Here is a 24,182-nt window from a genome sequence, read left to right on the forward strand (position 1 = left end):
GGGGGTCGCGGCGGGGTGTCGCGGTGGGGCGTCACGGTGCGCTGTCACTGCGGGGCGGCGTCGCGGGACCACACGAGCACCGAGCGGGTGCACTCGGCCACCACGACGCGCTCCTGGTTGCGGCCCACGTGCTTCACACGGACGATGCCCTGCCCGGGCCGGGAGGCCGAGGGGCGGGCGCCGAGGACCTCGGAGGACGAGTACAGGGTGTCCCCGTGGAAGAGCGGGTGAGGGAAGGCGACCTCCTCGAAGCCCAGGTTCGCCACGATGGTGCCCTGGGTCAGCTGGGCCACGGACGCCCCCACGATGGTCGAGAGGGTGAACATGGAGTTCACGAGCCGCCGGCCGAAGGGCTGGCGCCCGGACCACGCGGCGTCCAGGTGCAGGGACTGGGTGTTCATGGTGAGGGTCGTGAACAGCACGTTGTCCGTCTCGGTCACGGTCCGGCCCGGGGCGTGCTCGTAGACGGTGCCGACCTCGAACTCCTCGAACCACAGCCCGCGCTGGCGGACCACCCGGCGCTCCTCGGTCACGGCGGCCCCCTCAGAGTCCGAGCTCGCGGGCGATGAGCATGAGCTGCACCTCGGTGGTGCCCTCGCCGACCTCGAGGATCTTGGCGTCCCGGTAGTGGCGGGCCACCCGGAACTCGTTGATGAACCCGTAGCCGCCGAAGACCTGGGTGGCGTCCCGGGCGTTGTCCATCGCGGCCTCCCCGGCCACGAGCTTGGCGATCGCGGCCTGCGTCTTGAACGGCCGCCCGGCGAGCATCCGGGACGCGGCGTCGTAGTAGGCCAGCCGGGCGGTGTGGGCGCGGGCCTGCATCCGGGCGATCTTGAAGGAGACGGCCTGGTTGTCCCCGATGGGCCGTCCGAAGGACTGCCGCTCCCGCGCGTAGCGCACGGACTCCTCGACGCAGCCCTGGGCCGCGCCCGTGGCCAGGGCCGCGATGGCGATTCGGCCCTCGTCGAGGATGGACAGGAAGTTGGCGTAGCCGCGGCCCTCCTCCCCCAGCAGGTTCTCCTCGGGGACGCGGACGTCCTGGAGGGACAGCGGGTGGGTGTCCGAGGCGTTCCAGCCGACCTTGTCGTAGGCCTGCTCGGCGCGGAAGCCGGGGGTGTCCGTGGGGACGATGATCGTGGAGATCTCCTTGCGCACCCGACCGTCCGGCAGCTCCGTGGTGCCGGTGACCGCGGTGACGTTCACCAGGCGGGTGATCGCCGTGCCGGAGTTGGTGATGAACTCCTTGGCGCCGTCGATCACCCACTGCCCGTCCTCCCGCTTCGCGGTGGTGCGGGTCCCGCCGGCGTCCGAGCCGGCCTCCGGCTCGGTGAGCCCGAACCCGGCGAGCGCCCGGCCCGCGGCGAGGTCCGGGAGCCACCGCTGCTTCTGCTCCTCGGTGCCGAAGCGGTGGATGGGCATGGCGCCCAGCGACACCCCGGCCTCGAGGGTGATGGCCACGGACTGGTCGACGCGGGCGATCTGCTCCAGCGCCAGGCACAGGGCGAAGTAGTCCCCGCCCATCCCCCCGTACTCCTCGGGGAAGGGCAGGCCGAACAGGCCCATCTCCCCCATCTGCGCCACGATGTCGTAGGGGAACTCGTGCGCGGCGTCGTACCGCGCGGAGACCGGGGCGATCACCTCGTCGGCGAAGTCGCGGACGGTGTCGGAGAGGTCCTGGTACTCCTCGTCGAGCTCGAAGTTCATGGGGTGCGCTCCTGGTCGGTCGGACGGGGGTCGGTCTGCGGGCGGGTGCCGGGGTCCTCCGGGGCGCCGCCGGGAGTCCCGGCGGGAGCGCCGTCCGGCACGTCGTCGCGGGCGTCCCCGGGGACCGGTGCGGGCACGCCCTCGGGGACGACGTCGGGGACCACGCGGGCGAGCAGCTGGTGCAGCGCCACGCGGTCGCCGGCCCGCACGGAGAGCTCGACGGTGCCGGCGGTGGGGGCGGTCAGGCGGTGCTCCATCTTCATGGCCTCGACCACCACCACGGTCTGCCCCTCGGCGACCCGGTCCCCGGTGGCCGCCGGGACGGTGACCACGGTGCCGGGCATGGGCGAGTGCAGCTCCGGGGCGGCGGGCCCGGCCGTGCGCTCGAGGGCGGCCAGCGACCGCTCGAGCCGGGCCTCGCGGGTCAGGACCCGGAGCTCGTAGGCGCAGCCGCCCTCCCCCACCCAGATGCTGTCCGCGCCCGCGGCCACGTGGACCACCCGCGACGCCCCGCCGATCTCGAGCAGGTGCGCGGCCGGGCGGCCCGGCAGCGGGCTCAGGCGCACGGCGGGGTCCACGGCGGTCCGCCGGGGCTCCTCGAGCCCGTGGGCCAGCACCACCGTGGGCCGGACGCGGCCGGCGGCCCGCCAGCCGTCCGGGCGGGACCAGGGGCCCGTGTCCCCGGCGGGGCGCGGGTCGGCGGGCCGGTGCCGGGCGAGGTGGGCGGCCGCGGCGGCGAAGTGGCTCTCGTCGGGTGCCGTGAACTCCAGCTCCGGCAGGCACCGCTCGATGAGGGTCGTGTCCATGACCCCGGCGCGCACCCCGGGATCGGCCAGCAGGGCGCGCAGGTACTCGGTGTTGGTGCCCACCCCGAGCACCACGGTGTCCGCCAGGGCCAGGTCGAGCCGGTCGAGGGCCTGGGCCCGGTCGGCGCCCCAGGCGACGACCTTGGCGAGCAGCGGGTCGTAGTCCGAGACCACGGTCAGCCCCGGTGCCAGCGCGGAGTCCACGCGGATCCCCGGGCCGGAGGCCTCCTCCAGGGCCAGCACGGTGCCGGCGGTGGGCAGGAAGCCGCGGGCGGGGTCCTCGGCGTAGAGCCGGGCCTCGACCGCGTGGCCGGTGAGCACCACGTCCTCCTGCACCAGGTCCAGCGGTTCCCCCGCGGCGACGCGGATCTGCTGCGCCACGAGGTCCGTGCCGGTGACCAGCTCGGTGACGGGGTGCTCCACCTGCAGGCGGGTGTTCATCTCCATGAAGTAGAAGGTGCCGGGCTGCGCGGCGGGCACCAGGAACTCCACGGTGCCCGCACCGGTGTAGCCCACGGAGCGGGCCACCCGGCAGGCGGCCTGCCCGATCCGCTCCCGGGTGGCGGGGTCCAGCAGCGGCGAGGGCGCCTCCTCGATGACCTTCTGGTGCCGCCGCTGCAGGGAGCACTCCCGCTCCCCGAGGTGGACCACGGCCCCGTGGGCGTCGGCGAGGACCTGCACCTCGATGTGCCGGGGGGACTCGACGAGCTGCTCGAGGAGCAGGGTGTCGTCGCCGAAGGCCGCCGCGGCCACCCGGCGGGCCGTGGCCAGGGCCTCCGGCAGCTCGCCCGGGGCCGCCACCACGTGCATGCCCTTGCCGCCGCCCCCGGCAGAGGGCTTGATCAGGATCGGGTACGTCATCCCGGCGGCCGCGGCCGCCAGGGCGTCGTCGTCGAGACCGGGCTCGGAGACCCCGGGGACCGTGGGCACCCCGGCGGCGGACACGTGCCGCTTGGCGCGGATCTTGTCGCCCATCGTCTCGAGGGCCTCCACGCCGGGGCCGATGAACACGATCCCCGCGTCCGCGCACGCCCGGGCGAAGGCGGCGTTCTCGGACAGGAACCCGTAGCCGGGGTGGATCGCCTGCGCGCCGGTGGCCCGCGCCGCCCCGATCACGGCGTCGATGCGCAGATAGCTCTCGGCCGGGGCCGCCGGGCCCACGCACACGGCTGTGTCGGCCTCCCGCACGTGCACCGCGTCCCGGTCGGCCTCGCTGTAGACCGCGACCGAGCGGATCCCCAGCGCCCGGAGCGTGCGCAGGACCCGGCGGGCGATCTCCCCGCGGTTGGCCACGAGGACGACGTCGAAGCGGCGCGGCGGCGTGCCGGCGGTCACGGGGATCACATCCTGAAGAGGCCGAAGGCCGGCTCGGGCAGCGGGGTCCGGGAGCAGACCTCGAGGGCCAGCCCGAGCACCTCCCGGGTGTCGGTGGGGGCGATCACGCCGTCGTCCCAGAGCCGGGCGGTGGAGTACCAGGGGCTGCCCTGGGCCTCGTACCGGGCCCGGACGGGCGCCATGAACGCCTCGCGCTCGGCCGGGTCCCACTCCTGCCCGCGGGCGGCCAGCTGGTCGGCCTTCACGGTGGCCAGCACCGAGGCGGCCTGGGCCCCGCCCATCACCGAGATCCGCGCCTGGGGCCAGAGGAACAGGAAGCGCGGGGAGTAGGCCCGCCCGCACATGGAGTAGTTGCCGGCCCCGAAGGAGCCGCCGATCACCACGGTGAGCTTGGGCACCCGGGTGGTGGCCACGGCCGTGACCATCTTGGCGCCGTGCTTGGCGATGCCGCCGGCCTCGTAGTCGCGGCCCACCATGAAGCCGGTGATGTTCTGCAGGAACAGCAGGGGGATCCCGCGCTGGTCGCACAGCTCGACGAAGTGGGCGCCCTTCAGCGCCGACTCCGCGAAGAGCACCCCGTTGTTGGCCACGATGCCCACCGGGTGGCCGTGGACGTGGGCGAAGCCGGTGACCAGCGTGGTGCCGTACTCGGCCTTGAACTCGGCGAAGCGGCTGCCGTCCACGAGCCGGGCGATGACCTCGTGCACGTCGTAGCCGGAGTTGGGGTCGACCGGCACCGCCCCGGGGAGCTCGTCCTCGGCCACGGCCGGGGGCGCGGGCTCCCTCACCGGCCAGGCCCGCGGGCCCGGCGGCGGCAGGGTCGCCACGATGTCCCGGACGATCTGCAGGGCGTGGGCGTCGTTCTCGGCGAGGTGGTCGACCACCCCGGACGTCCGGGCGTGCAGCTCTCCGCCGCCGAGCTCCTCGGCGGTGACCTCCTCGCCGGTGGCGGCCTTCACCAGCGGCGGGCCGCCCAGGAAGATCGTGCCCTGCCCGCGCACGATGACGGTCTCGTCGCTCATCGCCGGGACGTAGGCCCCGCCAGCGGTGCAGGAGCCGAGCACGGCCGCGATCTGCGCGATGCCCGCCGCCGAGAGGTGGGCCTGGTTGAAGAAGATCCGCCCGAAGTGCTCCCGGTCCGGGAAGACCTCGTCCTGCAGCGGCAGGTACGCCCCGCCCGAGTCGACGAGGTAGACGCAGGGCAGCCGGTTCTCCAGGGCGATCTCCTGGGCGCGCAGGTGCTTCTTGACCGTCACGGGGTAGTAGGTGCCGCCCTTGACCGTGGCGTCGTTGCACACGACCATCACCTGCCGGCCGTGGACCAGGCCGATCCCGACGATCAGGCCGGCCCCCGGGCACTCGTCGTCGTACATCCCCTCCGCGGCCAGGGCGCCGAGCTCCAGGAGCGGGCTGCCCTCGTCCAGCAGGTGATCCACCCGCTCGCGCGGCAGCAGCTTGCCGCGCGCCACGTGCCGCCGCCGGGAGGCCTCGGGCCCGCCCTGCGCCGCCCGCTCCAGGCGCCGGGTCAGCTCCTCGGCGAGCCCCTGCTGGGCGGCCGCGTTGGCGGCGAACTCCGCGCCGCCCGGATCGACCTGGGTGCTCAGCACGCGCATGGGTTCCCTCCGCTCCGGGCCGGCCGTCCGGGGATGCCATTTCGGTTAATCACGACTAACTTGGGGTTCAGGTTAGTGGTGGCTCACTAGAATGTCCAGGAATCCGACCCCGAGAGCAGGACCCGTGACCCAGACCCAGCGCGGCCCCGGCCCGTCCACCACCGTGCGCGGGCAGGCCAAGGCCCGGCGGCGCCAGGACCTCCTGGCCGCCTCCGCCACGCTCTTCGCCGAGCGCGGCTTCGCCGGCGTCTCGATCGACGACATCGGCGCCGCCGCGGGGGTCAGCGGGCCCGCGGTCTACCGGCACTTCCCGAGCAAGCAGGCGGTCCTGGGCGCGATCCTGCTCGAGGTCAGCCACGACCTGCTCGACCGGGGCCGCGAGGTGGTGGCCCGCTCCCCCGATCCGGCCCGGCGGCTGCGGGCGCTGATCTCCTTCCAGGTGGAGTTCGCGCTGCACCGTCCCGCCGTGATCGTGGTGCAGGACCGGGAGCTGCCGAACCTGACCGAGGAGGACCGCCGCGCGGTCCGCGTCCTGCAGCGCGGCTACGTGACGCTGTGGGTGGACGCCCTGCAGGAGCTGGCCCCGGCGCGCGACGTCGCGGAGCTCACCCTGCGCGCCCAGGCCGCCTTCGGGCTCATCAACTCGACCCCCCACTCCCTGCGGACGGCCCACCGGCTGCGCGCCCCGCAGGACGCGGGGCGGCTCGACGCGGCCCGGGCCGCCCTCGAGGAGATGACCTGGGCCGCGCTGCGCACCGCGTTCGCCCCGACCCCCACCAGCACAGGAGGCACCCCGTGACCGAGACCCCGGCGTTCTACGAGGAGGAGCACGAGGAGTTCCGCGAGGTGGCCCGCGAGTTCACGACCCGCGAGGTGGCCCCGCACTACGCCGCGTGGGACGCCCAGCACATGATGCCCCGCAGCCTGTGGACGGCCGCCGGCGGGGCCGGCCTGCTCGGCCTCGCCGTGCCCGAGGAGTTCGGCGGCATGGGCCTGACGGACTACCGGTTCCGCGCCGTGCTCGACGAGGAGCTGGTCCGGCAGGGCGCCCTCGGCGTGGCCCTGGCCCTGCACCTGCACGACGACTGGGTGCTGCCCCACCTGCTCGCCCACGGCACCGACGAGCAGAAGCGGCGGTGGCTGCCGCGCATGCTCACGGGGGAGCTCGTCACCTCCGTGGCCTGGACCGAGCCGGGCGCGGGCTCCGACCTGCGCGGGGTGCGCACCCGGGCCGTGCGCGACGGCGAGGAGTGGGTGCTCACCGGTCAGAAGACGTTCATCGGCAACGGGATCAGCGGGGACGCCGCCCTCGTCCTGGCGCGCACGGACGGGGAGACCGGGCGCGCCGGGGAGGACGCCCTCAGCCTGTTCCTGGTGCACAAGGCGGACTCCCCCGGCTACGGGACGGGCAAACAGCTCGACAAGATGGGGGTCAGGGCCTCGGACACCGCCGAGCTGTTCTTCGAGGACGTCCGGGTCCCGGCGGCGAACCTCGTCGGCGCCGAGGGCGGCGGGCTGCGGCAGATCCAGCAGGTGCTGCCGCAGGGGCGGCTGGCGGTCGCCGTGGCCGCGAGCGCCGTCGCCCGCTCGACCCTGGCGGACACCCTCCGGTACACCGGCGAGCGCACGGCCTTCGGCTCCCGGGTGCTGGACTTCCAGCACACCCGGTTCGAGCTCGCGGAGCTGACGGTCGAGGTGGAGGTCGTCGAGGCCTACGTGCAGCGGGCGGTGCACGCGTTCAACGCGGGGGCCCTCGACGTGGTGGGGGCGTCCAAGGCCAAGTACTGGGCCGGCGAGCGGGCGCGCTCCGTCACCGACCGGTGCCTCCAGCTGCACGGCGGCTACGGGTACATCCTCGACTACCCGGTGGCGCAGGCCTATCTCGCGTCCCGGCTGCTGACGATCTTCGGGGGCACCAGCGAGATCCTGCGGGAGACCATCGGGCGGGCCGTGGCCGACGAGGCGTGAGGAGCGCCCCGGTCAGCGCACCTCCAGGGACGCCCGCCCGGCCCGGCGGGCCGCCGGTGCCGCGCCGAGCCGCTGGGACACCTCCCGGGCCGCCGCCACGGTGGCGGCCGCGAGCAGCTCGGCCTGTTCCGGCGTGACCCGGTAGCGGGGCGCGGCGACCATGACGGCCGCCACCAGCTGGTCCCGGTGGTCGCGGACGGCGGCGGCGACCCCGACCTCCTCCACGGAGGTCTTGCCGTAGTTGAGGGCCACCCCGTCCTCGGCGACCTGCCGCAGGGACTCCAGGTAGAGCTCGATGCCCGCCTCGGTGGGATCGGGCAGCTCGACGATCCCGGACAGCAGCAGCGCCCGGACCCGCTCCGGCGGCTGCTCGGCGAGGAAGATCTGCACCGAGGCGCTCAGGGCCGTGTCGTACCGGGTGCCCAGCGGGGTGGTGTGCTTGATCTGCCGCGGGCTGGGGATCTGCTCCACGCACACGGCCTGGTCGCCGTTCCAGACCAGCAGCGCGCTGGTCTCCTGGGTCTGCTCGGTCAGCTCGAGCAGCACGGGGTACGCCACCCGCCGCTCGTCCAGTTCCGCGAGCAGCGGGCCGGCCACGGAGATCAGGCCGAGCCCCAGGCGGTAGCGCCGCGTCTGCGGGTCCCGCTCCACCACGTCCTCCCGCTCCAGGGTGGTCAGGAGCCGGGAGACGGTGCTCTTGTGCAGGCCCACGCGCGCCGCGATCTCGGTCACCCCGAGCGTGGGCTCGGCCGCGGAGAAGCACCGCAGCACCCGCAGGGCGTGGGAGACGACGGACGCCGCGCGGGCTTCGCTCGAGGAGGCGCTGGCCGGTGATTCAGTCATAGGACTCTCCATTCTCCTGCACGGGGGCGGGTCCGCCGTGCACGGCCGTCCCGGCGGCGGGGCCGTGTGTCGCGGCCCCGCCGCCCGAAGGCCGTGCGCCGGCGCTCGCACCGCGGGACGGTGGGCACGCCGCGACCGCGGTCAGGGCCACCGTCCCGCGGGCGGGGATCACGGCCGCGCGAGCGCGTCCGGGACCGGCTCCCGTCCGGCGGGCACCGCGGCCGGCCGGGCCGGGGGCTGCGGGACCGCCCGCTCCACCACCGTGGCGTCCCCGCCGCCGGGCGCGTCCGGCGAGGGGTCGTTGACCTCGCGCTCCAGGCGCTCGGTCTCCGGGGTGCGGGTGAGCAGCCGCCGGACCAGGTTCGCGATCATCAACAGGATGACGAAGGAGAACGGGAAGGCCCCGATGATGGTGCCGGTCTGCACCGTGTCCACCACCGCGGTGCCGCCGAGCGTGAGCAGCGTGACCGCCACGGCGGCGATGCTGGCCACGAGCACCACGCGGAAGAGGGGCCCGGCCCTCCGCGGCGCGGAGACGAACTCGGCCAGGGCGTGGGCGCCGGAGTCCAGGGAGGTGACGTAGTAGGTGGCGACGAGCACGGTGGCGACCACGAGCAGCAGCGAGCCGACGACGGGCACGGACTCCAGCATGACGAACAGTCCGCTGGACGTGTCCGCCGCGACCGCCGCGGAGATGCCGCGGTCGCTGCGGTCGTCGTAGTGCAGCGCCGCCGAGCCGATCACGCCGATCCACGCCATCACGATCAGGGAGGGGACCACCGTTACACCGATGACGAACTCACGGATGGTGCGCCCCCGGGAGATGCGGGCGATGAAGCCGGCGACGAACGGGCTGAAGGCGATGACCCAGCACCAGATGAACACGGTCCACCAGCCGTTCCAGCTGTCCTGCCAGGTGGCGATGTCCTGACCCGCGGTCCCCGCGTCGGTCCAGAAGCTCATCGGGAGGAAGTTGGTGAAGAAGGAGCCGAAGGTCTGCGTGATGTTGGAGATGAGGAAGATCGTGGGGCCGAAGACGAACACGGCCACGAGCAGCACGATGCTCAGCACCGAGTTGAGCTCGCTGATCCGCTTCATGCCCTTGTTGATGCCGAAGAACGCGGAGACGGCGGTGAGCCCGCCCAGGCCCAGGATGACCAGCAGCCAGACGCCCGAGCTCGGCGAGAGCCCCGTGAAGGACGCGAGTCCCGAGCTGAACTGCATGGCGGCGAAGCCGAAGGACGTGGCCAGGCCCAGGACGGTGGCGATGATGGCCAGCAGCTCCACGACCACGCCGGCCCCGCGCTGCGACCACTTCGGCAGGATGTCGACCGTGGCCTCGCGGAAGGTGAGGGTCTTGCCGAGGTTGTGGTGGGAGTAGGCGAGGCAGACGGCCACCACGCAGTACATGGCCCAGGCCGTCAGGCCCCAGTGGAAGTAGGACCACACCATGGCGCCCTCGGCCGCGCCGTCCTGTCCCGCGGGCACGACGGGGTTCTCGTCCCGGAGCAGGATGGGCTCGGCGACCGACCAGAAGATGAGGCCGATGCCCTGTCCGCAGGCGAAGAGCATCGAGTACCAGGCGAACTTGCCGTGCTCCGGGCGGGCGTCCGGGCCGCCGAGGCGGATCGAGCCGACGCGGCTGACGACCAGCCACACGCACACGGCGACCGCCACGAGCGAGTACAGGATGAACAGCCACGTGAAGTTCCCGGTCACGAAGGTGCGCGCCGTGGAGATGGCCTCGGCGGCGCCGCCCGGGTCCATGGTCACCACCACCAGCACAGCGATGATGAGCAGGGGCGGGAGGACCGTGATGACGAGCCGGTCCAGGGCGGGCAGGTGCCGCCCCCGGAACCGCGGCACGGTCACGGCCTCGGTGGCGGCCGCCGCGGAGGCGTGTGACTTCTTCATGTGTTTCTCACTTCCCGAACTCGCTGGTGACCGCCCGGACGATGCCGGTGCGGACGGTGGAGAGCAGCAGTTCGCCGCGCTGGGCGGTCGCGCCTGCTGGAGAGGAGAGGCACCCGGAGCTCGGGGTGCGAGCGGGGTCCTCGGGGAAAACGTCGTAGGGGGCCAGGTCAGCGGGGGGATGGTCGGGGGCCCGGGACATGTCGACCTTCTCGGGGTGCAGGTGGAGCATCAGCGAGGTCTCGAGGACGCCTCCGTGCTCGATGTCCCAGCCGAGGAAGCCGTCGGGGAAGACGGCCGCCAGGGTCTGCTCGTCGACGAAGTCCCAGTACGAGAGCAGCAGGGCCCGGCTGTCGTCGAGGCCGCCGGCCCGGGCCTCGCGCACCGCGAGGTCGAGTCCTTCGTAGAGGAACTGGTAGTTCTCGAAGTGGCCGTTGACCACCGCGATCCGGCGGACGCCGTGGCGGAAGAACTCCAGGACCACGTCCTTCGTCTGCGTGATGAGGGCCTGGGCCGAGAGACTGGTGGTGCCGGCGCGGTGGTTGCCGCCCCCGGAGCGGGGCTGGGACTTGTAGCCGTAGCAGAAGGCCGGCGCCACGAGGGCGTCGAGGTCCTCCGCCGCAGCCAGGGAGACGGCGCGGGAGAGCATGGCGTCCACGCCCAGCGGCATGTGCGGCCCGTGCTGCTCCGTGGCCCCGGTGGGGATGAGCACCAGCCCCTGACCGGTGGCCACGTACTCCTGGTAGCTGTGGGCGTCGAGGTCTTCGAGCGAACGGGTGGTGACCACCGTGGTCCTTCCGTGCAGTGGATGTGGCGGTGCCGCGGGGTGCGGCTGCGGCAGAGGAGCTGCCGGGGAGGACGGCGGCGGCGCACCGGGGCGCCGCCGCCGTCGTCGTTCCGTGCCTAGGCGGAGATGATGTTGTGCTCGGGGCCGTACGGGAACTTGGTGATGTTCTCCGCGCCGTCCTCGCCGACGACGAGGATGTCGTGCTCGCGGTAGCCCCCGGCGCCCGGCTCGCCTTCCGGGACCGTGATCATCGGCTCCATGGACACGACCATGCCCGGCTCCAGCACGGTGTCGATGTCCTCGCGCAGCTCCAGGCCGGCCTCGCGGCCGTAGTAGTGGCTGAGCACGCCGAAGGAGTGGCCGTAGCCGAAGGTGCGGTTGGCGAGCAGGCCGTGGGAGATGAAGATCTCGTTGAGCTCCGCGGCGATGTCCTTGCACACCGCGCCCGGCTTGATCAGCTCGAGGCCGCGCTCGTGCACCTGGACGTTGATCTCCCACAGCTCGCGCGAGCGGGCGTCCGGCTCGCCGAGGAACAGGGTGCGCTCCAGGGCGGTGTAGTAGCCCGACGTCATCGGGAAGCAGTTCAGGGACAGGATGTCTCCGCGCTGCAGCTTCCGGGTGGTGGCCCAGTTGTGGGCGCCGTCGGTGTTGATCCCGGACTGGAACCACACCCACGTGTCGCGGACCTCCCGGTGCGGGAAGGTGCGGGCGATCTCGTGGACCATCGCCTCGGTGCCGGCCAGTGCGACCTCGTACTCGGTGATGCCCTCGCGGATCGCCGCGCGGATGGCCTCGCCGCCGAGGTCGCCGATGCGGGCGCCGTGCTTGATGACCTCGATCTCCTCGGCGGACTTGATCATGCGCTGGCGCATGGCGTCCTGGGAGACGTCGGTGAGCTCCGCGCCCTCGAACGCGGCCTGGATGCGCCGGCGGGTCAGCAGCGGCAGGGCGTCGTCCTCGACGCCGATCCGCCGGGCCTGCACACCGCGCCGGCGCAGGGCCTCCTGGAGGCCGTAGTAGAAGTTGTCGCGCCGCCAGTCGGTGTAGACGATGTTGTCGCCGTAGCTGGTGCGCCACGGCATGCCGGCGTCGATGTTGGCGGTGACCGTCACGGAGTCGTCGGCGGTGACGACCAGGGCGTAGTTGCGCCCGAACGTGGTGTAGAGGAAGTCCGAGTAGTACTTGATGCCGTGGTAGCTGGTGAGGATGACGGCGTCGAGCTGCTGCTCCGCCATGATCGCCCGCAGGCCGGTGAGACGGCGCTCGAACTCGGCGTCGGAGAAGGTCAGCTGCTCCTTCTGCCCGTTGTGCAGGGTCTTCAGACGCTCGAGCTCGGCGACGGAGGCAGCGGGGGCGGTGATGGGCGAGGTGGTCATGGTCGTCCTTTCGTGGGTGCTCCTGGTGGCACGGAACGGATCCGTGCCGAACGGCCTGGGAGCCGGGGAAGAGGAGTGCCTCTTGGCGCAAGTGCGTTGCTTTCAATGCAACAGCGTTGCCTCAATGTAGGGAGTGATCCAGCTCACCGTCAATGGCCGTGGCGTTAATTCGTGTTACTGCGAGGTTAAACCCGGTCACACAGGGAGACATTCAGCCGCCCGTGGTGCGGCGGCGACGCATCGAAGTTGTGATCAGCGCAACAATTGGCCGCTCAGAGGACCCGCCGCACCTGCTCCTCGAAGTCGCGGATGTGCTCGAGCATGATCGTGGCGGCCTCGTCGCCCCTGCCCTCCAGCACCGCGGTGAGCAGGGCCGCGTGCACGGAGATGTGCTCCTGCAGCTGCGGGATCCGGTCGGCGGCCACGCACCAGATGCGGGTGGCGAGGTTGCCGTAGCGCGTCAGGGTCGTCTCCAGGTGCGCGTTGCCGGCGGCGGCGTACACGGCCCGGTGGATGGCCACGTCCCAGCGCAGGGTGTCCTCGCGGTCCTCGGCGGCCGGCTCCTCGAGCTGCTCCCGCAGCCGCTCCAGCCGTTCGCGGGCGGCACCCCCGCGCCGCGCGGCGGCCAGACGGGCCGCCAGCGGCTCCAGCACCTCGCGCACCTGGGAGATCTCGGACAGGGCCGTGATGTCCACCGTGGTCGCGAACGTCCCCCGGCGCGGATAGGTCACCACGAGGTGCTCGGACTCCAGCCGTTTGAGCGCCTCGCGCAGCGGAGTGCGCCCCACGCCCAGGTCCTCGCTCAGGCGGGCCTCGTTGAGCGGGCTGCCGGGCGGGATGTCGAGCAGGATCAACCGGTCCTGCAGCCGGAGGAAGGCCTGGTCGGCCAGGGACCGGCCGCCCGCCGCGGTCTCGTCGGTGTGCTGCAGCATGCGGGCCCTTCCTGCGGCGTGTGTGACGGGGCCCGAGCGCCGGATGACGACGGGACGGGACGTCATGCTTGACCCGCCGTGCCCCTCGTCACATACTAGGCCTGAACAACTGATATATCAGTTGCACACAGAAGACTTCCCAGGAGGGCACATGACCGTGCACGAGGACCACTCCCTGTACCAGCCGCTGGCCGAGAGCGACCCCGAGGTCGCCGCGGCCGTCGACGCCGAGCTGCGGCGCCAGCAGTCCACGCTGGAGATGATCGCCTCCGAGAACTTCGCGCCCGCGGCGGTCATGGAGGCCCAGGGCTCGGTGCTCACGAACAAGTACGCCGAGGGCTACCCCGGCCGGCGCTACTACGGCGGCTGCGAGCACGTGGACGTGATCGAGCAGCTGGCGATCGACCGCCTCAAGGCCCTGTTCGGCGCCGAGCACGCCAACGTCCAGCCGCACTCCGGGGCGCAGGCCAACGCCGCGGCCATGTCCGCGCTGCTCCAGCCCGGCGACACCATCCTGGGTCTGGACCTCGCCCACGGCGGGCACCTGACGCACGGGATGAAGCTCAACTTCTCCGGCAAGCTCTACCAGGTCGCCGCCTACGGGGTCTCCGAGGACGACCACCGGGTCGACATGGACGAGGTCGCCCGGCTCGCCCGCGAGCACCGCCCGCAGCTCATCATCGCCGGCTGGTCCGCCTACACGAGGCAGCTGGACTTCGCCGCGTTCCGCGCGATCGCCGACGAGGTCGGGGCGTACCTGATGGTCGACATGGCGCACTTCGCCGGGCTCGTCGCCGCCGGGCTGCACCCCAACCCGGTGCCCCACGCCGACGTGGTGACCTCCACGACGCACAAGACGCTCGGCGGCCCGCGCGGCGGGGTGATCCTGTGCAAGCAGGAGCACGCGAAGAAGATCAACTCCGCGGTCTTCCCCGGTCAGCAGGGCGGCCCCTTGGAGCACGTGATCGCCGCCAAGGCCGTGGCCTTCAAGCACGCCGCGGCCGAGGAGTTCACCGACCGCCAGGTGCGCACCCTGGAGGGCGCGAAGATCCTGGCCACCCGGCTGCTGTCCCCGGACGTCATGGCCACCGGGATCAACCTGGTCAGCGGCGGCACCGACGTGCACCTGGTGCTGGTGGACCTGCGGAACTCCGAGCTCGACGGACAGCAGGGCGAGGACCGGCTGCACCGCATCGGGATCACGGTCAACCGCAACGCCGTGCCCTTCGACCCCCGCCCGCCGATGGTCTCCTCCGGTCTGCGGATCGGCACCCCGGCCCTGGCCACCCGCGGCTTCGGGGCCGAGGAGTTCACGGAGGTGGCCGACATCATCGCCCAGGCGCTGATCCAGGAGCTGACCGACGAGCTCGTCGAGCAGCTGCGCGATCGCGTGACCGCCCTGGCCGAGCGGTTCCCGCTCTACCCGAACCTGTCCGCCCCCGCCCTGAACGGAGCCTTCTGATGGCCGACCTGCTGCCGGAGCACCCGGACTTCCTGTGGCGCAACCCGGACCCGAAGTCCTCCTACGACGCCGTGATCGTCGGCGGCGGCGGACACGGGCTGGCGACCGCCTACTACCTGGCCAAGAACCACGGCATGACCAACATCGCCGTGCTGGAGCGGGGCTGGCTGGCCGGCGGGAACATGGCCCGCAACACCACGATCATCCGCTCCAACTACCTGTGGGACGAGTCCGCGGCGATGTACGAGCACTCCCTGAAGCTCTGGGAGATCCTGCCCGAGGAGCTGGAGTACGACTTCCTGTTCTCCCAGCGCGGCGTGATGAACCTGGCGCACACCCTGGGGGACGTCCGCGAGTCGATGCGCCGGGTCAACGCGAACAAGCTCAACGGCATCGACGCGGAGTGGATCAGCCCGGAGCAGGTCAAGGAGCTGTGCCCGATCATCAACATCGGGGACGACATCCGCTACCCGGTGATGGGGGCGACCTACCAGCCGCGCGCGGGCATCGCCAAGCACGACCACGTGGCCTGGGCCTTCGCCCGCAAGTGCGACGAGATGGGCGTGGACATCATCCAGAACTGCGAGGTCACCGGCTTCGTCAAGGACGGCGACCGGGTGGTGGCCGTGGAGACGTCCCGCGGGCGGATCAACGCCGGCAAGGTCGGGCTCTGCGGGGCCGGGCACTCCTCGGTCCTGGCGGAGCTCGCCGGGTTCCGGCTGCCGATCCAGTCCCACCCGCTGCAGGCCCTGGTCTCGGAGCTGCACGAGCCCGTGCACCCGACCGTGGTGATGTCCAACCACGTGCACGTCTACGTCTCCCAGGCCCACAAGGGCGAGCTGGTCATGGGCGCCGGCGTGGACGCCTACAACGGCTACGGCCAGCGCGGCGCCTTCCACGTCATCGAGGAGCAGATGGCGGCAGCGGTGGAGCTCTTCCCGATCTTCGCCCGCGCCCACGTCCTGCGCACGTGGGGCGGCATCGTCGACGTCACCCTGGACGCCTCCCCGATCGTCTCCAAGACGCCCGTGGACCAGATGTACGTCAACTGCGGCTGGGGGACCGGCGGGTTCAAGGGAACCCCCGGCGCCGGCTACTCCTTCGCCCACACCATCGCCCACGACGAGCCCCACCCCCTCAACGAGCCCTTCGCCCTGGAGCGGTTCGAGACCGGGGTCCTCATCGACGAGCACGGCGCCGCCGCCGTGGCCCACTAGGAGGCCGGAACACCATGCTGCTGATCGAGTGCCCCAACTGCGGGCCGCGCGACGAGACCGAGTACCAGTACGGCGGGGAGGCGCACGTGCCCTACCCCGAGGACCCCAGCCGGCTCTCCGACAAGGAGTGGGCGGAGTACCTCTTCTACCGCAACAACCCCAAGGGTCTGATCGCGGAACGGTGGGCCCACGCCGTCGGCTGCCGCCGCTGGTTCAACGTCGTCCGCGACACCGTGACCTACGACATCAAGGCCGTCTACAGGATCGACGAGCCCAAGCCCGAGATCGGAGGCGTCAAGTGAGCGCGCAGACCCACCGCCTGCCGGCGCAGCAGAGTGCGCCCGGCAGCATCGACCGCACCACGCCGGTGCGCTTCACCGTCGACGGGCAGGAGCACACCGGGTACGCCGGCGACACCCTGGCCTCGGCCCTGCTCGCCGCCGGGCGCATCCACTGCGGCGACTCGATGTACCTGGGCCGTCCGCGCGGGATCGTGTCCGCCGGGGTGGAGGAGCCCAACGCGCTGGTCAAGGTCGCCGCGCGCACGGAGGCCGACGTCGACGAGTCCATGCTCCCGGCCACCACGGTCGAGCTGACCGACGGTCTGCAGGCGTCCTACCTGCGCGGTCTCGGACAGCTCGACCCCCGCAAGGACGAGGCCGTCTACGACCACAAGCACGTGCACACCGACGTCCTCGTCGTCGGCGCCGGCCCCGCCGGGCTGGCCGCGGCCCGGGAGGCCGCGAAGTCAGGGGCCCGGGTCATCCTCATGGACGAGCAGCCGGAGGCCGGAGGCTCCCTGCTGTCGGGCCGCGACGACGTCGTCGACGGCCTGCCCGCCCGCGACTGGGTCGCCCGCACCCTCACCGCCCTGGAGGCCGGGCCCGAGGTCACTGTCCTGCACCGCACCACGGCGTTCGGCAACTACGACGCCAACTACGTCGTCGCCGTCCAGCGGCGCACCGGCCACCTCGCCGAGGCCCCGGGTCCCGGCGTGTCGCGGGAGCGGATCTGGCACGTGCGGGCGCAGCAGATCGTGCTCGCCACCGGCGCGCACGAGCGGCCGGTCGTCTTCGCCAACAACGACCGCCCCGGCATCATGCTCGCCGGATCGGTGCGCACCTACCTCAACCGCTACGCCGTCGCCGCCGGCACGTCGGTGGTCGTGGCCACCACGAACGACTCCGCCTACGACCTCGTGGCCGACCTCGCCGCCGCCGGGGTCCGTGTCGCGGCCGTGGTCGACTCCCGTCCGGAGCTCCACGGCCGGGCCGCCGACATCGCCGCCGCCACCGGGGTTCGCCTGATCACCGGCAGCGCCGTGGTGGACACCGCCGGCGACGGCGAGCACGGGCGGATCAGCGCCGTGACGATCGGCGGGATCGACGGCTCCGGCGCGCTGACCGGCCCCACCACCACCGTGGACACGGATCTGCTCGCCGTCTCGGGCGGGTGGACCCCGGTGGTCCACCTGCACAGCCAGCGGCAGGGCAAGCTGACCTGGGACGAGCGCCTCGCGGCGTTCGTGCCGGGCGCCCCCGTGCGGGACCAGCACACCGCGGGCTCGGTCAACGGCACCACCGACCTGGCGTGGTGCCTCACCGAGGGGGCCCTCGCCGGGGCCGAGGCCGCCGGCCGGGCCGGCTTCGAGACCCAGCCCGAGACCCCGCACGCGGAGAGCGTCGAGTCCTCGCCCGTCCGCCCGCTGTGGCTGGTGCCCGGGCCCGAGGGCGCGTCCGCCGGCTGGAGCCGCCACTTCGTCGACTTCCAGCGCGACCAGACGGTCGCGGACGTGCTGCGCTCCACCGGCGCCGGCATGCGGTCCGTGGAGCACGTCAAGCGCTACACCTCCATCTCGACCGCCAACGACCAGGGCAAGACCTCCGGGGTCAACGCCATCGGCGTCATCGCCGCGGCGCTGAACAGCACCGACGTCGGCGGGATCGGCACCACCACCTACCGCGCCCCCTACACCCCGGTGGCCTTCACGGCCCTGGCCGGACGACGGCTCGGCCACCTGTTCGACCCGGCGCGGCTGACCTCGGTCCACCCCTGGCACGTGGCCCACGGGGCCCTGTTCGAGGACGTCGGGCAGTGGAAGCGGCCCTGGTACTACCCGCAGGCCGGGGAGGACATGGACACGGCGGTGCTGCGCGAGTGCGCGGCCGTGCGCGGGTCCGTGGGGTTCATGGACGCCACCACCCTGGGCAAGATCGAGATCCGGGGCAAGGACGCCGGGGAGTTCCTCAACCGCGTCTACACCAACGCCTTCAAGAAGCTCAAGCCCGGCATGGGCCGGTACGGGGTCATGTGCACCCCCGACGGGATGGTCTTCGACGACGGCGTGACCCTGCGCCTGGACGAGGACCGGTACTTCATGACCACCACCACCGGTGGCGCGGCCAAGGTCCTGGACTGGCTCGAGGAGTGGTCCCAGACCGAGTGGCCGGAGCTCGACGTCACCTTCACCTCGGTCACGGAGCAGTACACCACCGTCGCCGTCGTGGGCCCGAAGTCCCGGGCCGTCGTCGAGAAGCTCGCCCCCGAGCTGGACCTGTCCAACGAGGCGTTCCCGTTCATGGCCTTCCGCGAGACCGTCCTGGCCTCCGGGGTGCCCGCACGGATCTGCCGGATCTCCTTCTCCGGGGAGCTGGCCTTCGAGATCAACGTCTCCTCCTGGTACGGCCTGTCGGTCTGGGAGTCCGTCGCGGAGGCCGGCGCCGAGTACGGCATCACCCCCTACGGCACCGAGACCATGCACGTGCTGCGCGCGGAGAAGGCCTTCCCCATCGTGGGCCAGGACACCGACGGCACGGTCACCCCGCAGGACCTGGGGATGGAGTGGGTGGTGTCCAAGACCAAGGACTTCATCGGCAGGCGCTCCTACGACCGCCCGTCCGCCACCAGCCCGGACCGCAAGCAGCTGGTCGCGGTCCTGCCGGTGGACCGGACGTTCCGGCTGCCGGAGGGCGCCCAGCTGGTGGACCACGGCACGCCCATCACCCCGGAGGTTGCCCCCGTGCCCATGGTCGGCCACGTCACCTCCAGCTACCGCAGCGCCGCCCTGGACCGGACCTTCGGGCTCGCCCTGGTGGAGAACGGCCGCAACCGCATCGGTGAGACGCTCCAGGCCCCGCTCGACGGGCGGCTCGTGGACGTCGTCATCGCAGAACCCGTGCTCTACGACCCCGAAGGGAACCGCCGTGATGGCTGAGCAGCTCCTGACCGACACCACCGCCCTGCGCCGCAGTCCCCTCGCCCACCTCGCGCAGCAGATGCACGAGCAGACCGTGACGGGCGAGCGGGGCGTGGCCCTGCGCGAGATCCCGTTCCTGACCATGGTCGGGATCCGGGTGGCGCCCGGCACTCCGGCCGCCGAGGCGGTCGCCGCCGCGGCCGGGATGCCCCTGCCGACCGGCCACGGCCGGGTCACCGGCACCGCCGGGGCCACGGCGATCCTGTGGATCGGGCCCGACGAGTTCCTGCTCGTCGGCCCCGAGGGCGTGGGGCCCGCGGAGATCGGCCCTGCGGGGAGCGACCTCCGAGCGGCGGGCACCGACGACGCCGGCACCGCCGCCGGGCTGGCCGGGGCCCTCGGCACCGAGCCCGGGCAGGCCGTGGACCTGTCCGCCAACCGCACCACCCTCGAGCTGTCCGGGCCCTCGGCCCGCGCGGTGCTCGAGAAGAGCTGCCACCTGGACCTGCACCCGCGGGCCTTCGCGGTCGGCACCGCCGTGGCCACGACCCTGGGCCCGGTGCAGGTGCTGCTGTGGCGCACGGAGGAGCTGACGTGGCGGATCATGCCGCGGGCCTCCTTCGCCGAGTACACCGCCCGGTGGCTGCTGGACGGCATGACGGAGTTCGCCTCTCCCGAGGTGCCCTGATGGCGCTGTCCGCCCTGGACCTGTTCTCCGTCGGCATCGGCCCCTCCTCGTCCCACACGGTGGGCCCCATGCGGGCCGCCCGGCTGTTCGCGGACGGGCTGGCCGGGGCCGGTCTCCTCGAGGGAGTCGCCAGGGTCCGGGCCGAGCTGTTCGGCTCGCTCGGCGCCACCGGTCACGGGCACGGCTCGGACAAGGCCGTGATCCTGGGGCTACAGGGCGAGGACCCGGAGACCGTGGACACCGACACGGCGGACGACCGGGTGCGGACGAGCACGGAGCGCGGGCAGCTGTGCCTGGCGGGGGTCCGGCCGATCCCCTTCGACCGCGCCGAGGACGTCGTCATGCACCGGCGCAGGTCGCTGCCCGCGCACCCCAACGGCATGACGTTCGCAGCCTTCGGGGCGGACGGCGAGCCGGTGCGGGAGCGGACCTACTACTCGGTGGGCGGCGGGTTCGTGGTGGACGGGGACGTGTCCGGGGAGGACCGCATCGTCCAGGACACCACGGAGGTGCCGTACCCGTTCACCACCGGCCGGCAGCTCCTGGAGCACTGCCGGCGGGAGGGGACCTCGATCGCCGGGATCATGCTCGCCAACGAGCTGTCCTGGCGCAGCGAGGAGCAGCTCCGCTCGAGCCTGCTGCGCCTCTGGGCCGTCATGCAGGAGTGCGTGGAGAACGGGTGCACGCGCACGGAGGCCCGGCTGCCCGGCGGGCTGAAGGTCCGCCGCCGGGCGCCGGGCCTGCGGGCGCGGCTGCGCGAGGCCGAGGCGGCCGCCGACGCGTGCGCCGTCCGGCCGGCGTCCGATCCGCTGCAGGCCATGGAGTGGATCAACCTCTACGCCCTGGCGGTCAACGAGGAGAACGCCTCCGGCGGGCGGATCGTCACCGCCCCGACCAACGGGGCGGCGGGCATCATCCCCGCCGTGCTGCACTACTACGACCGGTTCGTCGCCGGGGCGGACGAGGACGGCGTGGTGGAGTTCCTGCTGACGGCGGCGGCCGTCGGCATCCTGATCAAGGAGAACGCCTCCATCTCCGGCGCGGAGATGGGCTGCCAGGGCGAGGTGGGCTCGGCCTGCTCCATGGCCGCCGCGGGCCTGTGCGCGGTCCTCGGCGGCACGCCGGAGCAGGTCGAGAACGCCGCCGAGGTCGGCATGGAGCACAACCTCGGGCTGACCTGCGACCCCGTGGGCGGGCTCGTGCAGATCCCGTGCATCGAGCGCAACGCGATCGCCTCCGTCAAGGCCATCAACGCCGCACGCCTGGCCCTCCAGGGCGACGGCGAGCACACGGTCTCGCTCGACCAGGTCATCAAGACCATGCGCGAGACCGGCAACGACATGAAGATCAAGTACAAGGAGACCTCCCGTGGTGGACTGGCCGTCAACGTCATCGAATGCTGAGCAGCGCCTGCAGCCGCAGGCCGTCACCACCGCTCCACCCACGACGGAGCTGGTGCTGACCCTCGACTGCCCGGAGAGACCGGGGATCGTGCACGCCGTCAGCGGGGTGCTCCTGGAGCACGGGTGCAACATCGTGGAGCTCACCCAGTTCGACGACCGGCGGCTGGGCCACTTCTTCATGCGCGTGCACGTCGCCTCCGCCACGGAGGACGGCCTCGACCCCGAGGCCCTCCGGGCGGACCTGGCCCCGGTGGCCGAGCGGTTCGACATGCGCTGGGAGCTCAGCGAGCACGGGGCGAAGCGGCGGGTGCTGGTGATGGTCTCCAAGTTCGGCCACTGCCTCAACGACCTGCTCTTCCGCGCCCGGACCGGGGACCTGCCCGTGGACATCGTCGCGGTGGTCTCCAACCACCGCGACCACCAGCGCCTCGTCGAGTGGCACGGCATCCCGTTCTTCCACGTGCCCGTCACCCGGGACACCAAGCCCGAGGCCGAGGCCCGGCTGCTGGAGCTCGTGGACCGCTTCGAGGTGGACCTCGTGGTCCTGGCCCGCTACATGCAGGTGCTCAGCGACTCGCTGGCCACCCGGATGGAGGGACGGGTGATCAACATCCACCACTCGTTCCTGCCGTCCTTCAAGGGCGCCAAGCCGTACCACCAGGCCTACGAGCGCGGGGTGAAGACCGTGGGCGCCACGGCGCACTACGTCAACGCCGAGCTGGACGAGGGCCCGATCATCGCGCAGCAGCTCGTGGACGTGGACCACACCTACGGCCCGGAGGACCTCGTGGCCGCGGGGCGGGACACCGAGTGCAAGGCCCTGTCCAACGCCGTGAAGTGGCACTGCGAGGGCCGGGTCATCCTGCACGGCAACCGCACGGTCGTCCTGCGCTGAGCACGCACGACGGAGCGCCGCCCCCGGGGATCCCGGGGGCGGCGCTCCGTCGTGGGTGCTCCGGGACGTCGTGCGTGCTCCGGAACGTCACCCGGGCCGGCCTCCTGCCGGCTCAGTGGCCGCGGTCGATCCACTCCTGCAGGTGGGGGGCCTCCGCGCCGATCGTGGTGGTGTCCCCGTGGCCGGTGAGCACCTCCGTGGTCCCCGGCAGCGTGAGCAGCCGGTCCCGGATGGAGTCGACGATCGTGGGGAAGTCCGAGTACGAGCGGCCGGTGGCGCCGGGACCGCCCTGGAAGAGGGTGTCCCCGGAGAACAGCACTCCGCCCTCGCCCAGGTCCGGCGCCCAGAAGCACACCGAGCCCGGCGAGTGGCCCGGGGTGTGCAGCGCGGTGAGGCGCACCCCGCCCACCGAGTAGACGTCACCGTCGCGGATGATGCGGTCGAAGCGGCGGGCGGGGTGGACCTGCTCCCAGAGCATCGTGTCGTCCGGGTGCAGGTGCACCGGTGCCCGCAGCTGCTCGGCGACCTCGACGACGGCGCGGATGTGGTCGTCGTGGCCGTGGGTGAGCAGGATGGCCACCACTGCCCGGCCGCCGACGGCGTTCACGACCTGCTGCGGGGCGTGGGCCGGGTCGATGACCACGCACTGCTCGTCGTCGCCCACGATCCACACGTTGTTCTCGACCTCCCAGGTGCCCCCGTCCAGGGAGAACGTCCCCGAGGTCACCAGGTGCTCCACCCGGACCCGGCCCGTGGCGTCCGTGCGCTGCCCCACATCCTGCCGCGCGGTCATCGGGCCGCTCCGGCCGGGGCGGTCACGCCGGTCTCCAGGCCACGCTCCTCCGCGCCGGTCGCCGAGCGGTCCAGCTCCACGACGGAGCGCAGGACGGTGCCGGCCTTCATCTTCGCGAAGGCCTCCTCGACGTCGTCCAGGCCGATGCGCTCGGTGACGAACCCGTCGAGGTCCAGCCGGCCGAGCCGGTACTGGTCCACCAGCATCGGGAAGTCCCTGGAGGGGAGGGTGTCGCCGTACCAGGCGGACTTGATGGACCCGCCGCGGCCGAAGACCTCGTCCAGCGGGATCTCCCACGTGGTGCCGGGGGCGGGCACCCCGACCAGCACCATCCGGCCGGCCAGGTCACGGGCCTCGAACGCCTGCTTGAAGGTGGGGGCGATGCCCACGGCGTCGATCACCAGGTCGGCGCCGTTGCCGCCCGTGAGCGCCCGGATCGCCGCCACGGGGTCCTGCTCCTTCGAGTTGACCACGTGGGTGGCGCCGAAATGCTCCGCGGTGGCCAGCTTCTCGTCGTCGAGGTCCACGGCCACGATCGTGGTGGCCCCGGCCAGGGCGGCACCGGCGACCGCGGCCGCCCCGACCCCACCGCAGCCGATCACGGCCACGGACTCCCCGCGCTTCACGGCGCCGGTGTTGAGCACCGCGCCGATGCCGGCCATCACGCCGCACCCGAGCAGCCCGACGGCCGCGTACTGGTGCGGTTCGAGGTCGGCCTCGATCCTCGTGCACTGCCCGGCGGCGACGAGGGTCTTCTCGGCGAACGACCCGATGCCCAGGGCCGGGGTCAGCGGGGTGCCGTCCTCGAGCGTCATCCTCTGGGTGGCGTTGTGGGTGGCGAAGCAGTACCAGGGCTCGCCCCTGCGGCAGGCCCGGCACTCGCCGCACACCGCTCGCCAGTTCAGGATCACGTGGTCGCCCACGGCGACCTCCGTCACCCCCTCCCCGATCGCCGACACCACGCCCGAGGACTCGTGGCCCAGCAGGAACGGGTAGTCGTCGCCCACCCCGCCCTGGACGTAGTGGTGGTCGGTCTGGCACACCCCGCAGGTGAGCACGTCCACCAGTACCTCTCCCGGTCCGGGGTCCGGCACCAGGATGGTCTCCACACTGACCGGCTGGTTCTTGCCCTTGGACACCACGCCCTTGACCTTGTGCATGCTGGAACTGCCTTTCGTCGTCGTCGGCACCGGTAACGGTGCTCGATCGCAGAAGTCGTACTGGGAAGTCCCGAGGTCGGGACGAAGAGCCGC

Annotated in this window: 20 protein-coding genes; 9 read left to right on the forward strand and 11 right to left on the reverse strand. The window is 72.6% G+C overall.

The window, feature by feature from the left end; genetic code table 11:
- Window positions 1-44: 44 nt before the first annotated feature.
- The 4 genes from ACP7CD_RS09125 to ACP7CD_RS09140 are packed head-to-tail and all read right to left on the reverse strand — an operon-like array spanning window position 45 to window position 5,458.
- Complete coding sequence (locus ACP7CD_RS09125; RefSeq protein ID WP_426120044.1) at window positions 45-533, reverse strand: MaoC family dehydratase; 489 nt, start codon at window positions 531-533, stop codon at window positions 45-47.
- A 10-nt stretch (window positions 534-543) separates the two neighbouring features.
- Complete coding sequence (locus ACP7CD_RS09130) at window positions 544-1,704, reverse strand: acyl-CoA dehydrogenase family protein (RefSeq protein ID WP_035923460.1); 1,161 nt, start codon at window positions 1,702-1,704, stop codon at window positions 544-546.
- Complete coding sequence (locus ACP7CD_RS09135; protein WP_426120045.1) at window positions 1,701-3,854, reverse strand: biotin carboxylase N-terminal domain-containing protein; 2,154 nt, start codon at window positions 3,852-3,854, stop codon at window positions 1,701-1,703. The genes ACP7CD_RS09130 and ACP7CD_RS09135 overlap by 4 nt, the downstream gene beginning before the upstream one ends.
- Window positions 3,851-5,458 carry a carboxyl transferase domain-containing protein gene (locus tag ACP7CD_RS09140; RefSeq protein WP_426120046.1) on the reverse strand — a complete coding sequence of 536 codons (1,608 nt, stop codon included), beginning with the start codon at window positions 5,456-5,458 and terminating at the stop codon, window positions 3,851-3,853. The genes ACP7CD_RS09135 and ACP7CD_RS09140 overlap by 4 nt, the downstream gene beginning before the upstream one ends.
- 124 nt (window positions 5,459-5,582) lie before the next feature.
- Between ACP7CD_RS09140 and ACP7CD_RS09145 the strand changes: the two genes are divergently transcribed.
- Both ACP7CD_RS09145 and ACP7CD_RS09150 read left to right on the forward strand, forming a co-directional pair.
- Entirely contained in the window at window positions 5,583-6,257 is a 675-nt protein-coding gene (locus ACP7CD_RS09145) for a TetR/AcrR family transcriptional regulator (protein ID WP_251355590.1), read from the forward strand.
- On the forward strand, window positions 6,254-7,426 hold the full coding sequence (locus tag ACP7CD_RS09150) for an acyl-CoA dehydrogenase family protein (RefSeq protein WP_426120047.1): 1,173 nt from the start codon (window positions 6,254-6,256) through the stop codon (window positions 7,424-7,426). Before ACP7CD_RS09145 ends, ACP7CD_RS09150 begins: the two co-directional genes overlap by 4 nt.
- A gap of 12 nt (window positions 7,427-7,438) precedes the next feature.
- Here ACP7CD_RS09150 and ACP7CD_RS09155 read toward each other — a convergent pair whose 3' ends face one another.
- From ACP7CD_RS09155 to ACP7CD_RS09175, 5 genes are all read right to left on the reverse strand, one after another.
- Window positions 7,439-8,269: an IclR family transcriptional regulator gene (locus tag ACP7CD_RS09155; protein ID WP_081994055.1), complete on the reverse strand. Its 831-nt coding sequence runs from the start codon at window positions 8,267-8,269 to the stop codon at window positions 7,439-7,441.
- A gap of 168 nt (window positions 8,270-8,437) precedes the next feature.
- On the reverse strand, window positions 8,438-10,183 hold the full coding sequence (locus ACP7CD_RS09160; RefSeq protein WP_419968741.1) for a BCCT family transporter: 1,746 nt from the start codon (window positions 10,181-10,183) through the stop codon (window positions 8,438-8,440).
- Window positions 10,184-10,190: 7 nt separating this feature from the next.
- Complete coding sequence (locus ACP7CD_RS09165) at window positions 10,191-10,967, reverse strand: creatininase (protein WP_109221422.1); 777 nt, start codon at window positions 10,965-10,967, stop codon at window positions 10,191-10,193.
- A 116-nt stretch (window positions 10,968-11,083) separates the two neighbouring features.
- Window positions 11,084-12,343: a M24 family metallopeptidase gene (locus tag ACP7CD_RS09170; RefSeq protein ID WP_109221423.1), complete on the reverse strand. Its 1,260-nt coding sequence runs from the start codon at window positions 12,341-12,343 to the stop codon at window positions 11,084-11,086.
- Between the two features lie 272 nt (window positions 12,344-12,615).
- On the reverse strand, window positions 12,616-13,275 hold the full coding sequence (locus ACP7CD_RS09175) for a GntR family transcriptional regulator (protein WP_109268379.1): 660 nt from the start codon (window positions 13,273-13,275) through the stop codon (window positions 12,616-12,618).
- Window positions 13,276-13,426: 151 nt separating this feature from the next.
- Between ACP7CD_RS09175 and glyA the strand changes: the two genes are divergently transcribed.
- Genes glyA through purU form a run of 7 tightly spaced genes read left to right on the forward strand, consistent with a single transcriptional unit; the run spans window position 13,427 to window position 22,136 of the window.
- Window positions 13,427-14,737, forward strand: coding sequence for a serine hydroxymethyltransferase (gene glyA, locus ACP7CD_RS09180; RefSeq protein ID WP_109243190.1), 1,311 nt, complete (start codon window positions 13,427-13,429; stop codon window positions 14,735-14,737).
- A complete protein-coding gene (locus ACP7CD_RS09185) occupies window positions 14,737-15,954 on the forward strand; it encodes a sarcosine oxidase subunit beta family protein (RefSeq protein ID WP_109221426.1) in 1,218 nt (405 codons plus the stop codon). Before glyA ends, ACP7CD_RS09185 begins: the two co-directional genes overlap by 1 nt.
- Window positions 15,955-15,968: 14 nt before the next feature.
- Complete coding sequence (locus ACP7CD_RS09190) at window positions 15,969-16,256, forward strand: sarcosine oxidase subunit delta (RefSeq protein ID WP_017833539.1); 288 nt, start codon at window positions 15,969-15,971, stop codon at window positions 16,254-16,256.
- Complete coding sequence (locus tag ACP7CD_RS09195) at window positions 16,253-19,168, forward strand: sarcosine oxidase subunit alpha family protein (RefSeq protein ID WP_426120048.1); 2,916 nt, start codon at window positions 16,253-16,255, stop codon at window positions 19,166-19,168. The genes ACP7CD_RS09190 and ACP7CD_RS09195 overlap by 4 nt, the downstream gene beginning before the upstream one ends.
- Window positions 19,161-19,838 carry a sarcosine oxidase subunit gamma gene (locus ACP7CD_RS09200; RefSeq protein ID WP_017833541.1) on the forward strand — a complete coding sequence of 226 codons (678 nt, stop codon included), beginning with the start codon at window positions 19,161-19,163 and terminating at the stop codon, window positions 19,836-19,838. The genes ACP7CD_RS09195 and ACP7CD_RS09200 overlap by 8 nt, the downstream gene beginning before the upstream one ends.
- On the forward strand, window positions 19,838-21,241 hold the full coding sequence (locus ACP7CD_RS09205; RefSeq protein WP_035923483.1) for an L-serine ammonia-lyase: 1,404 nt from the start codon (window positions 19,838-19,840) through the stop codon (window positions 21,239-21,241). Before ACP7CD_RS09200 ends, ACP7CD_RS09205 begins: the two co-directional genes overlap by 1 nt.
- Before the next feature lie 7 nt (window positions 21,242-21,248).
- The gene (gene purU / locus ACP7CD_RS09210) at window positions 21,249-22,136 is read left to right on the forward strand and encodes a formyltetrahydrofolate deformylase (protein WP_031283052.1); all 888 of its coding nucleotides are present in this window, start codon (window positions 21,249-21,251) and stop codon (window positions 22,134-22,136) included.
- A 112-nt stretch (window positions 22,137-22,248) separates the two neighbouring features.
- Here the strand turns inward: purU and ACP7CD_RS09215 are convergent, their stop codons facing one another.
- Window positions 22,249-22,929, reverse strand: coding sequence for an MBL fold metallo-hydrolase (locus ACP7CD_RS09215; RefSeq protein WP_109243192.1), 681 nt, complete (start codon window positions 22,927-22,929; stop codon window positions 22,249-22,251).
- Window positions 22,926-24,089: an S-(hydroxymethyl)mycothiol dehydrogenase gene (locus ACP7CD_RS09220; RefSeq protein ID WP_035923485.1), complete on the reverse strand. Its 1,164-nt coding sequence runs from the start codon at window positions 24,087-24,089 to the stop codon at window positions 22,926-22,928. The genes ACP7CD_RS09215 and ACP7CD_RS09220 overlap by 4 nt, the downstream gene beginning before the upstream one ends.
- Window positions 24,090-24,182 lie beyond the last annotated feature (93 nt).

Source organism: Kocuria sp. LHG3120, from assembly GCF_049897445.1.
GTDB lineage: Bacteria > Actinomycetota > Actinomycetes > Actinomycetales > Micrococcaceae > Kocuria > Kocuria rosea.

Excerpts from the sequence above, each read along its gene's own strand:
- ACP7CD_RS09130 (WP_035923460.1), bottom strand. The coding sequence starts at position 1,704 with ATGAACTTCGAGCTCGACGAGGAGTACCAGGACCTCTCCGACACCGTC.
- ACP7CD_RS09140 (WP_426120046.1), bottom strand. The coding sequence starts at position 5,458 with ATGCGCGTGCTGAGCACCCAGGTCGATCCGGGCGGCGCGGAGTTCGCC.
- ACP7CD_RS09155 (WP_081994055.1), bottom strand. The coding sequence starts at position 8,269 with ATGACTGAATCACCGGCCAGCGCCTCCTCGAGCGAAGCCCGCGCGGCG.
- ACP7CD_RS09160 (WP_419968741.1), bottom strand. The coding sequence starts at position 10,183 with ATGAAGAAGTCACACGCCTCCGCGGCGGCCGCCACCGAGGCCGTGACC.
- ACP7CD_RS09170 (WP_109221423.1), bottom strand. The coding sequence starts at position 12,343 with ATGACCACCTCGCCCATCACCGCCCCCGCTGCCTCCGTCGCCGAGCTC.
- ACP7CD_RS09175 (WP_109268379.1), bottom strand. The coding sequence starts at position 13,275 with ATGCTGCAGCACACCGACGAGACCGCGGCGGGCGGCCGGTCCCTGGCC.
- glyA (WP_109243190.1), top strand. The coding sequence starts at position 13,427 with ATGACCGTGCACGAGGACCACTCCCTGTACCAGCCGCTGGCCGAGAGC.
- ACP7CD_RS09185 (WP_109221426.1), top strand. The coding sequence starts at position 14,737 with ATGGCCGACCTGCTGCCGGAGCACCCGGACTTCCTGTGGCGCAACCCG.
- ACP7CD_RS09190 (WP_017833539.1), top strand. The coding sequence starts at position 15,969 with ATGCTGCTGATCGAGTGCCCCAACTGCGGGCCGCGCGACGAGACCGAG.
- ACP7CD_RS09200 (WP_017833541.1), top strand. The coding sequence starts at position 19,161 with ATGGCTGAGCAGCTCCTGACCGACACCACCGCCCTGCGCCGCAGTCCC.
- ACP7CD_RS09205 (WP_035923483.1), top strand. The coding sequence starts at position 19,838 with ATGGCGCTGTCCGCCCTGGACCTGTTCTCCGTCGGCATCGGCCCCTCC.
- ACP7CD_RS09215 (WP_109243192.1), bottom strand. The coding sequence starts at position 22,929 with ATGACCGCGCGGCAGGATGTGGGGCAGCGCACGGACGCCACGGGCCGG.
- ACP7CD_RS09220 (WP_035923485.1), bottom strand. The coding sequence starts at position 24,089 with ATGCACAAGGTCAAGGGCGTGGTGTCCAAGGGCAAGAACCAGCCGGTC.